The 9,792-nt window shown below is 64.1% G+C and carries 9 protein-coding genes and 1 pseudogene; 2 read left to right on the top strand and 8 right to left on the bottom strand.

The window, feature by feature from the left end:
* Positions 1-301: pseudogene (locus BW994_RS13045) on the top strand (hypothetical protein); the annotation flags it as partial.
* A 38-nt stretch (positions 302-339) separates the two neighbouring features.
* Entirely contained in the window at positions 340-528 is a 189-nt protein-coding gene (locus tag BW994_RS19275; protein WP_035229057.1) for a hypothetical protein, read from the top strand.
* 63 nt (positions 529-591) lie between these two features.
* Here the strand turns inward: BW994_RS19275 and BW994_RS13040 are convergent, their stop codons facing one another.
* The 8 genes from BW994_RS13040 to BW994_RS13005 all read right to left on the bottom strand — a co-directional run bounded on the left by BW994_RS13040 (position 592) and on the right by BW994_RS13005 (position 9,655).
* The gene (locus BW994_RS13040) at positions 592-1,125 is read right to left on the bottom strand and encodes a GNAT family N-acetyltransferase (protein WP_029312198.1); all 534 of its coding nucleotides are present in this window, start codon (positions 1,123-1,125) and stop codon (positions 592-594) included.
* Positions 1,122-2,414 carry an RsmB/NOP family class I SAM-dependent RNA methyltransferase gene (locus BW994_RS13035; RefSeq protein WP_029312199.1) on the bottom strand — a complete coding sequence of 431 codons (1,293 nt, stop codon included), beginning with the start codon at positions 2,412-2,414 and terminating at the stop codon, positions 1,122-1,124. Before BW994_RS13035 ends, BW994_RS13040 begins: the two co-directional genes overlap by 4 nt.
* 174 nt (positions 2,415-2,588) lie before the next feature.
* On the bottom strand, positions 2,589-4,088 hold the full coding sequence (guaB, locus tag BW994_RS13030; protein WP_029312200.1) for an IMP dehydrogenase: 1,500 nt from the start codon (positions 4,086-4,088) through the stop codon (positions 2,589-2,591).
* Positions 4,089-4,209: 121 nt separating this feature from the next.
* Entirely contained in the window at positions 4,210-5,118 is a 909-nt protein-coding gene (locus tag BW994_RS13025) for an energy transducer TonB (RefSeq protein WP_245594136.1), read from the bottom strand.
* Positions 5,081-5,596 (bottom strand): glycine zipper family protein, encoded by a 516-nt coding sequence (locus BW994_RS20440; protein WP_217696461.1) that lies wholly within the window; start codon positions 5,594-5,596, stop codon positions 5,081-5,083. The genes BW994_RS13025 and BW994_RS20440 overlap by 38 nt, the downstream gene beginning before the upstream one ends.
* 117 nt (positions 5,597-5,713) lie before the next feature.
* Positions 5,714-6,859 (bottom strand): molecular chaperone DnaJ, encoded by a 1,146-nt coding sequence (gene dnaJ, locus BW994_RS13015; protein ID WP_408734952.1) that lies wholly within the window; start codon positions 6,857-6,859, stop codon positions 5,714-5,716.
* A gap of 107 nt (positions 6,860-6,966) precedes the next feature.
* Positions 6,967-8,898, bottom strand: coding sequence for a molecular chaperone DnaK (gene dnaK, locus BW994_RS13010; protein WP_029312204.1), 1,932 nt, complete (start codon positions 8,896-8,898; stop codon positions 6,967-6,969).
* Between the two features lie 151 nt (positions 8,899-9,049).
* Positions 9,050-9,655, bottom strand: a complete 606-nt coding sequence (locus BW994_RS13005; RefSeq protein WP_029312205.1) for a nucleotide exchange factor GrpE — start codon at positions 9,653-9,655, stop codon at positions 9,050-9,052.
* Positions 9,656-9,792 lie beyond the last annotated feature (137 nt).

The following is a 9,792-nucleotide window of genomic DNA, read 5'->3' as shown; positions in this document are numbered from 1 at the left end:
CTTCTGCCTGATCAGTTGGCGGATTTTCTGGCTTACCATGGCCAATCGCACTGCCCCAGCCGAACCACCACGGTGCGCCCTGACCAAATTGGAAATCAGCTTGCTCGATCACATCGTGAAAGATCGAGAGCCATGCAGCCAGAAAACACTATCCCATTATCTCGTCAAAATCGCACGCCTCGGAGGCTATCTCGCCCGCGCGAGTGATCCGCCACCCGGCAATACCGTCATGTGGCGCGGAATGACGCGCCTCACCGATATCACCCTCGGAGCGGTCACCATGGCAAATATTTGTGGGTAATCGAAAGTCAGACCGGATGGTTACGCATCCTCCGCCCTTTGTTCGAAGCCCTCGGCATCGAACGCCCGGCCATCCTCGCCATCCCAAGCCCAGCGCCGGCCAGACCAATCCAGGTCGAACGCGAACAACCACCCCGCGCGACACCCATCCTCCTGCCCCCAGCCCAGGCTGCGGCCACAACGCCCGACTGGAACCGGGAAAAATCAAGCCTCGCGGCCGCCGCCTGATCATATCTATTTCATTGCTAATTCGAAACAAAATAGTCAGATAGCCGACTTAGCCCCCGCCGTTCAATCAACCAGCGCGTCGATCGGCTCCCACCGGTACGCGGTCTGCGCAACCTGCGCACCACCAACCTCGATCACCCCATCGGCCGCGTGTTTCCCACCCATTCGTGTATAAAACCACCGCGCCGGATTATCCGAAAGCACCCACACAAACAGCGAGGCGCAGGATTTCGCAGCCAGATGCGCCGCGGCGGCGCGCATCAGCTGACGGCCAAGCCCGCGTTCGCGAAAATCATCGAGCACATAAAGCGTCTCGACCTCCCCATCCGCCAACGCCGCGCGGCGGCGGCGGGCGGTCACAAAACCGATCACGCGCACGCTCCCATCCGGCCCGGCATCCGAGCCGGATGCGACCGCGACATGCACCACGCCGCCGCTGCGAATCACCCGATCATAATAACCCGCCTGACGCGGCGCCGACAGGCCGGTGAGCACCGGCTCCGGCAGTACACCGGCATAGGTGCTGCGCCAACTCGCGACATGAACCGCCCCAATACCGGCCGAATCCGCCGACCGCGCCCGCCTGATCGTGATCATGCTGTCGTCGCGGCGGCACGCTCCATCCGACAGGCAAAAAAACCATCCGTGCCGTCGCGCGCCGGTGAGAGGCGTAAATACGCGCCGCGCAGATATCCAGGAAATGTCTCGCCCACCGGCATCACCCGAAAACCCGGCTGGCGGTGCAGGAATGCGGTGATCTGATCCTCATTTTCGGCGGCGAGCATCGAACATGTCGCATAAATAAGCGCGCCGCCCGGTTTGACCAGACGCTGCGCCTCATCGAGGATCTTGGCTTGTTTGACAGTGAGTTCCGCAAGATCGGTTTCGGTCAGACGCAGCCGCGCATCCGGGTTGCGGCGCCACGTGCCGGTGCCGGTGCAGGGCGCATCGACCAGAACGACATCGAATTTGCCAGCCTGGCGCTTGGTCCATTTATCACCGGGCTCAAGCAAATGGCGCTCGGCGTTATGCACCCCGGCGCGGCGCAGGCGCTTGATCGCGCCATCGAGCCTCGGGCTGGAAACATCGCAGGCGACGATATGGCCCTTGTTTTCCATGGTCATGGCCAGCGCAAGGGTTTTGCCGCCGGCGCCCGCACAATAATCCGCGACGCGCATGCCTGGCTTGGCATCGGCGAGCAGGGCGACGAGTTGACTCCCCTCGTCCTGGATTTCGACCAGACCATCCCGAAACGGCGCGGCGGTAGTCACGCTCTGCCGGGCCGCAAGTCGGACGCCCCACGGGCTGAGCTTGGTCGGTTCGGCCTTCAGCTTCGCCTTGGCGAGCAGGCCGATCGCTTCCTCGCGGGTGGTCTTCAGCAAATTCACTCGCATGTCGAGCGGGGCGGGCTGCATCAGCGCATCGGATTCGGCTTCCAGCCGATCACCGAAGCGGGCGCGCAGCAAGGGCACCACGAAATCCGGCATTTCAAGGCGAATGCCGTCGCTCATATTGGGATGATCGAGCGTGTGCTTGTCGAGTTTTTCCAGCGCCCGGCGTTCCTCGTCATCGAGCGCGGGCGGGGCGAAGCGCGAGCCGCCGAATTCGGCGGCGGCACGATGCACCGTGATGCCGCCGAGCACCATCAGCGCCAGCACCATCAGCCGCGGCGTCGGCGCCGCATCGACCCGCTCGATCCACCAGCCGAGGCGGCGGCGGGCGCGCAGCACGCCCCAGACGGTCTCGCTGATGTCGCGACGGTCGCCGCCGCCGATGAAGCGGCGGGTGCGGAGGAATTCATTGGCGACGGCGTCGGCCGGGCGGCGATCGGATTCGATCGCTTCGAGCAGTTCGATCGCGGCTTGCAGGCGTCCGGCGGGGGTCAAGCTGGGGTCCTTTGGGTGGGGAGGAAGGAAGCACTTCTTTTTTTGTAAAAAAAGAAACAAAAAAACTTCTGTTCGATTGGCCCGTACCGGTGAAACCACCCGTGGCCCAAATCAACAAAAGTTTTTTGCTTCTTTTTTACAAAAAAGAAGTCTTCTTCTTGCCCTAACACAATCTCAATCCTGCCGATAATTCGGCGCCTCCCGCGTAATCGCCACATCATGCACATGGCTCTCGCGCAGGCCGGCCCCGGTGATGCGGCGGAACTTCGCCTTGGTCTGCAGTTCCGCGACCGTGGCGCAGCCGGTGTAGCCCATGCCGGCGCGCAGACCGCCGACCAATTGGTGAACCACGGCGGCCATCGGGCCTTTGTAGCCCACCCTTCCCTCGATGCCTTCGGGCACCAGTTTCAGCGTGTCCTTGATATCCTGCTGGAAGTAGCGATCGGCCGAGCCGCGCGCCATGGCGCCGAGGCTGCCCATGCCGCGATAGGATTTATAGGAACGGCCCTGGTAGAGGAACACTTCGCCGGGCGCTTCATCGGTGCCGGCGAGAAGCGAGCCGACCATGACGCAATCGGCACCGGCGGCGAGCGCCTTGACCATGTCGCCCGAGGTGCGCACGCCGCCATCCGCGATCGCGGGAACGCCGGCCTCGCGGCAGGCGGCAGAGGTTTCCATTACGGCGGAGAATTGCGGCACGCCGACGCCGGCGACGACGCGGGTGGTGCAGATGCTGCCAGGGCCGATGCCGATCTTGATGGCATCGGCGCCCGCCTTGATCAGCGCGGCGGCCGCTTCTGGCGTGGCGACGTTGCCGGCGATGATCTGCACGGCGTTGGAGCGTTCCTTGATCTGGCTGACCGCGCGCAGCACGCCTTCGGAATGACCGTGGGCGGTATCGACCACGATGACATCGACGCCGGCGGCCATCAGGGCGGTGGCGCGGGCGGCACCATCCTCGCCGACACCGGTGGCGGCGGCGACGCGCAGGCGGCCGAATTCGTCCTTGTTGGCGAGCGGATGGGCCTCGGCCTTGTCCATATCCTTCACGGTGATCAATCCGACGCAGCGGTAGGAATCGTCGACCACCAGGAGTTTTTCGATCCGGTGCTTATGGAGCAGGTGGCGCGCCATTTCGGGCGCGACATCGGCCGGGGCGGTGACCAGATTTTCGCGCGTCATGAGTTCGTAGACGCGCGAAGACGGATCGGTCGCGAAGCGGACATCGCGATGGGTCAGAATCCCGACCAGACGGTTGGTATCGCGCTCGACCACCGGCACGCCCGAGATGCGGTATTGCGCCATCAGCGCCTGCGCCTCGGCGAGGGTCTGGTCGGGGTGGATGGTCAGCGGATTGACCACCATGCCGCTCTCGAATTTTTTCACCTGGCGGACGGCGGCGGCCTGTTCCTCGATGGTGAGATTTTTATGAACCACGCCGATGCCGCCCTGCTGGGCCATGGCGATCGCCATGGCACCTTCGGTCACCGTGTCCATCGCCGCCGAAATCAGCGGGATATTCAGGCGAATCGTGCGGGTCAGCCTTGTTTCGGTATTGACCGCAGCCGGCAGGACTTCGGAATAGCCGGGTACGAGCAACACATCGTCGAACGCATAAGCCTCGGCGATGCGGCCGTTGCCGCTGGATGAAATATTCAGATCAGAGGGAGCCATGGTGCATCCTTATCGGTTTGCGAACCTTGGCGATCCCTACTATCGGCAGCGGCGGCTTCCGGCAAGGGTTGCGGCGCATTTCTGCTGCGCTGCGTGCGCGATGGTTCAGCCAACCGGCCGGTCAGTGGATCAGGATGTAATGGATCGTCGCGATCACCTCTTCCCGCTTGGCGGTCGAGCCGGCGGGGAACGGCGGGACTTTCACATCGCGGAACAGACCGTACCACGCCATGTCGAGCAAGGGCGCGCCGGAGCGCTTGATCAGGTGCAGATCGATCACCTTGCCGTTCGGCAGGACGGTGAAGCCAACCGTCACGCTGCCCGATTCGCCCTGATCGGCGGCGGATTGCGGGTAGTATTTGTGCTCGTTCACCCATTTGTTGAACGCGCTTTCCCAGTCCGGCCCTGCATCGCCCTTGAAGGTGATCGAGGGGGCGTTGCGCGCATCGTCCGATTGGGGTGGCGCGAGGTTGAGCGCGCCGGGGGCATGGTTGAGGATGGTGGTCGGGTGTTTACCGAACGACATGCCGTTGAGCACCATGAAATGCTGCCGCGGCGCAGGCGGGGCGTGATGGGCGACCGCCGCCTGTTTCGGCGGCGGCGCGGGGATGATTTCCTTCGGCATGGTGAACGGCACCGCATCGGGCGAACTGAGGTTAACCTCGGTCTGCGCGGTGGGCGGCGCGGCCTCTGGCGGGGGCGGAGGCGGCAGCGTCGTCATCGTGGGAGGGGCTTTGACGACGGCTTTAGGGGCGGCGTTATGGGCAGCGCTGTGCGGCAGGCCGGTGTTCTGGAACACGACGGCGATGCTCGATTGCGGCGAGGGTGAGATCAGTTTCTGCCGATGCACCGCATAGAGCAGCAGCAGAATGACGGCGACGTGAAACAGCAGGGAGACCGGCAGCGGGATGAACCAGTCATCCTGATCCAGCCGCCGCCGCGTCATCCCATGGTCGGCAACACCGATACCCGGCCCGAAGCCGGGTGCCGGGTCAGTAACCCGGTGCCGGGTAATAGCCGGGAGGCGCATAGCCGGGTGCGCCGTAGCCGTAAGAGGGTCCCGAACCGCCCGCATAACCCTCCATCTTGTTGCCATGGCCGACCATACACTGGGCGTAGGCAACGTTATACTGCGCCTGGATGGAATCGGCGGCACCCTGGGCGTTGCCGCCACCGGCCGCGCTGCCGAGCAGCAGGCCCGAGCCCGCGCCGATCGCCGCACCCACGCCGGCATTGCCGCCCGCCGCGCCGAGCAATGCGCCCGCAGCCGCGCCGAGCAAGGTACCGCCGACGGCCGTGTTGGTCGAGGACTGGCTGGCCGCTGCAGCCGAACCGCCCGCCTGGCTGCGCTGGCTGGCGTAGTAGCGGCAGTAATTATCGTCCTGCTGGAACGTGTTAAACGTCACGCCCGGCCCGGGCATGGCGACCACGGTGGGCGCGGTTGGCGGGGCGACGGTGCAACCGGCCAGGCCGATCACGGCGACGGCGGCCACGGAAACTGCGAGCATGGGTTTCATATCTGGCGTCCTGAGCGTGTTGGTCGAACGGGTTTCAATTACAGCTTGATCGACGACAATCAACGGCTTGTTACACTCTATTATCTTAATTAACCGAACCGGTCCCGGTCATAGACCCTCGAAGAATTCCTTGACCTTGGCGAAAAACCCTTCGTGCTCCGGGCTGCCCGATGCGCTGCCGCCGGATTCCCGTTCAAATTCCTCGAGCAGTTCGCGCTGGCGCTTGGTCAGGTTCTGCGGCGTTTCGACCGCGACCTGAATATACATGTCGCCGCGCTGGGTGCTGCGCAGCACCGAAAACCCCTTGCCGCGCAGGCGGAACTGATCGCCGGTTTGGGTTCCGGCCGGGATTTTGACGCGGGCCCTGGTGCCATCGATCGCGGGGACTTCGATTTCGCCGCCGAGCGAGGCCTGGCCCATCCGCAGCGGCACGCGGCAGAACACGTTTGCCCCGTCGCGCTGGAAAATCGGGTGCGCACGGATCGCGACATGGACATAGAGATCGCCCGCCGGTGCGCCCTTGCCGCCCGCTTCGCCTTCGCCGGACAGGCGGATGCGCGTGCCATCCTCGACGCCGGCGGGAATTGCGACCGACAGGTTGCGCTCGCGCGGCACGGTGCCGGCGCCGGCGCAGATGCGGCACGGGTTGCGAATCGTGCGCCCAGCACCACCACAGGTGGGACAGGTGCGTTCGACGACGAAGAATCCCTGCTGCGCGCGCACACGGCCGGCCCCGCCGCAGGTGGGGCAATTATCGGCGCTCGCCTGTTTATCGGCCGAACCGGTCCCGCTACAGGCATCGCAGGTGACGCGGGTCGGCACCCGCACATCGACCTTGGTGCCGGCGAACGCCTGGGTCAGGTCGATCTCGACGCCGGCCCTGATATCCGCTCCGGCGCGCTCGGAGCGGCCACCGCCGCGCCGGCCGCCCATCGCCTCACCGAACATTTGTTCGAAAATATCGCCGATGCCGCCCTCGAACCCGAAGCCGCCACCGCCGAACCCGCCAGCACCGGCGCCGCCGTTTTCAAACGCGGCGTGGCCGAACCGGTCATAGGCGGCGCGCTTCTGTTCATCCTTAAGAACATCGTACGCTTCGTTGATATCCTTGAATTTCTGCTCGGCGGATTTGTCGCCCGGGTTGCGGTCCGGGTGATATTGCATCGCGAGTTTTCGATAGGATTTCTTTAGTTCATCGGCGGACGCACCACGCTGTGCGCCGAGAAGTTCGTAATAATCCGTCTTGGCCATGATGGCGGCTCAACCCCGAAATTCGATCGAACGACGACCTGTTTGAACAAGAACGGTCCCGGACCATCGCTGGTCCGGGACCGGGCACTCATTTCATGCGCGTCGCGCGATCATGCGGACTTCTTTTTGTCGTCGACATCTTCGAACTCGGCATCGACCACCTTGTCACCGGGCTTGCTGCCCGGTGCCTCGGCACCCGGCGCGGCACCGGCGGCACCCGCCGCCTGGGCGGCTTCGGCCTGGGCCTTGTACATCGCCTCGCCGATCCGCATCGCGACCTGGGTCAAGCGATCGGTCGCGGCCTTGATCGCTTCGAGGTCGCTGCCTTCAAGTGCGGTGCGCGCCGCCGCCATCGCGGCTTCGGCTTCGCCCTTGTCCTGCTCGGAGACCTTGCCTTCGCTGTCCTTCAAGGTCTTTTCAGTCTGGTGCACCAGGCTATCGGCCTGATTGCGGGCATCGACCAGTTCACGCTTGGCCTTGTCGGTCGCGGCGTTGGCTTCGGCGTCCTTCACCATCTTTTCGATATCGGCATCCGACAGACCACCCGAGGCCTGGATGCGGATCTGCTGCTCCTTGCCGGTCGCCTTGTCCTTGGCGGAGACCGACACGATGCCGTTGGCGTCGATATCGAACGTCACCTCGATCTGCGGCACGCCGCGCGGGGCGGGCGGCAGGCCCATCAGGTCGAACTGGCCGAGGATTTTATTGTCCACCGCCATTTCGCGCTCGCCCTGGAACACCTTGATGGTCACGGCGGTCTGGTTGTCGTCCGCGGTCGAGAAGGTCTGGCTCTTCTTGGTCGGGATGGTGGTGTTGCGGTCGATCAACCGGGTGAACACGCCGCCGAGGGTTTCGATGCCGAGCGACAGCGGCGTGACATCGAGCAGCAGCACGTCCTTGACATCGCCCTTGAGCACCGCACCCTGAATGCCGGCGCCGATCGCGACGACTTCATCGGGGTTGACGTTGCGCGCCGGGTCCTTGCCGAAAAAGGCTTTGACCGCCTCGATCACCTTGGGCATGCGCGTCATGCCGCCGACCAGGATGACCTCGTCGATTTCACCGGCGGTGACACCGGCATCCTTCAACGCGGCGCGGCACGGGCCGAGGGTGCGCTCGATCAGATCATCGACCAGCGATTCCAGCTTCGCGCGGGTCAGTTTCATCACCAGATGCTTCGGCCCGGAGGCGTCGGCGGTGATGAAGGGCAGATTGATCTCGGTTTCCTTCGAGGAGGACAGCTCGATCTTGGCCTTTTCTGCGGCTTCCTTCAGGCGCTGGAGGGCGAGCTTGTCCTTGCGCAGGTCGATGCCCTGTTCGCGCTGGAACTCGGCCGCCAGATAATCGATCACGCGCTGGTCGAAATCCTCACCGCCCAGGAACGTGTCGCCGTTGGTGGATTTCACCTCGAACACGCCGTCGCCCAGTTCGAGCACCGAGACGTCGAACGTGCCGCCGCCCAGATCGTAGACCGCGACGGTGCCGGCCTGCTTTTTATCCATGCCGTAAGCCAGAGCCGCGGCAGTCGGTTCGTTGATGATGCGCAGCACGTCGAGACCGGCGATCTTGCCGGCGTCCTTGGTCGCCTGCCGCTGCGCGTCGTTGAAATAGGCCGGAACGGTGATGACCGCCTCGGTCACGGTTTCGCCGAGATAGGCTTCGGCGGTCTCTTTCATTTTGGTCAGGATGTAGGACGACACCTGGCTCGGCGCGTAGCGTTGGCCGCGTGCTTCGACCCAGGCATCGCCATTGTCGCCGCGCACGATGCCGTAGGGCACCAGATCCTTGTCCTTGGCGACCGTGGGGTCGTCGTAGCGGCGGCCGATCAGGCGCTTGACCGCGTACAGCGTGTTGGTCGGGTTGGTGACCGCCTGACGCTTGGCCGACTGGCCGATCAGACGCTCGCCGTTCTCGGCGAACGCGACCATCGACGGCGTGGTGCGCGCGCCTTCGGCGTTCTCGATCACGCGGACATCCTTGCCCTCCATGACCGCGACGCAGGAATTGGTGGTACCGAGGTCGATACCGATGACCTTGCTCATAGAAACTTCTCCTTTGCAGCGGATGTGCCGGACCCGAAGCATCGGGCGCATCCCTTTTGTTTCACACCCTTCATGTATTGAACCGAACCCCAGGGCACAAGGGTTTTCGTCACGAGCCAGATTAATTTATCCGGCGATGGTTAAGGCGGGCTTAAGCCTCGATATCGAGCGGCTGGGACACCGGCGGCTGCGATATCGGCGCCTTCGCCACCACGACCATGGCGGGTTTCAACAACCGGCCGTTCAGCATCCAGGTCCGGCTCCAGGCCTGGATGATGGTGCCGGGCGGCGCGTCGGTGGTTTCCTGCTCGGACATCGCCTGATGGCGGTTGGCATCGAACGCGCTGCCGACCGGCTCCTCGGCCTTGACGCCGTTGCGCTCCAGCATTGCTACGAAGCTGCGCTCCACGCCGGCGAAGCCATCGCGCATCTTGGTCAACAACGGCGATTCATCAGGGGCCGGCGGCGGTAGCGTGTCGAGGCCGCGGCGCAGGTTTTCCGCGGTCTCGGCAACGTCGGCCGCGAATTTCTGCACCGCGTACTGCCGCGCGTCATCGACGTCGCGCCGGGTGCGGGTGCGCAGATTTTCCATATCGGCCTGCGTACGCACCCATTTGTCGCGATAATCGGCGACCTCGGCTTCGAGTGCGGCGATGCGCGCCTCGGGCGACTCTGTTTCCGGCGCGGCGGCATCCGATGCCGCGACGCTGGGATCGGTTTCGGATGAGGCGGTTTGGGGCGGATTTTCTTCGGTCATGGCAATGGAAATAGGACGAGAGTCCGCGTGAGACAAGCGGGGGATCTTGGAGATGAAGTAAGGGAAGGCGAGCACTGCTTTTTTGAAAAAAAGCAGCAAAAAACTTTTATTCGTCGGGGTCCGGGGTGGTTTCGCGG

It is taken from the genome of Acidiphilium rubrum, assembly GCF_900156265.1.
GTDB classification, from domain to species: domain Bacteria; phylum Pseudomonadota; class Alphaproteobacteria; order Acetobacterales; family Acetobacteraceae; genus Acidiphilium; species Acidiphilium rubrum.
The sequence above is the reverse complement of the archived record's forward strand: the minus strand, read 5'-3'. Positions and strand labels throughout refer to the sequence as shown.

What these genes read in the sequence shown, in the direction of transcription:
- guaB (WP_029312200.1), bottom strand. Translation starts at nt 4,088, where the DNA reads ATGGCTCCCTCTGATCTGAATATTTCATCCAGCGGCAACGGCCGCATC.
- BW994_RS20440 (WP_217696461.1), bottom strand. Translation starts at nt 5,596, where the DNA reads ATGCTCGCAGTTTCCGTGGCCGCCGTCGCCGTGATCGGCCTGGCCGGT.
- BW994_RS13040 (WP_029312198.1), bottom strand. Translation starts at nt 1,125, where the DNA reads ATGATCACGATCAGGCGGGCGCGGTCGGCGGATTCGGCCGGTATTGGG.
- BW994_RS13025 (WP_245594136.1), bottom strand. Translation starts at nt 5,118, where the DNA reads ATGCGCCTCCCGGCTATTACCCGGCACCGGGTTACTGACCCGGCACCC.
- dnaK (WP_029312204.1), bottom strand. Translation starts at nt 8,898, where the DNA reads ATGAGCAAGGTCATCGGTATCGACCTCGGTACCACCAATTCCTGCGTC.
- BW994_RS13005 (WP_029312205.1), bottom strand. Translation starts at nt 9,655, where the DNA reads ATGACCGAAGAAAATCCGCCCCAAACCGCCTCATCCGAAACCGATCCC.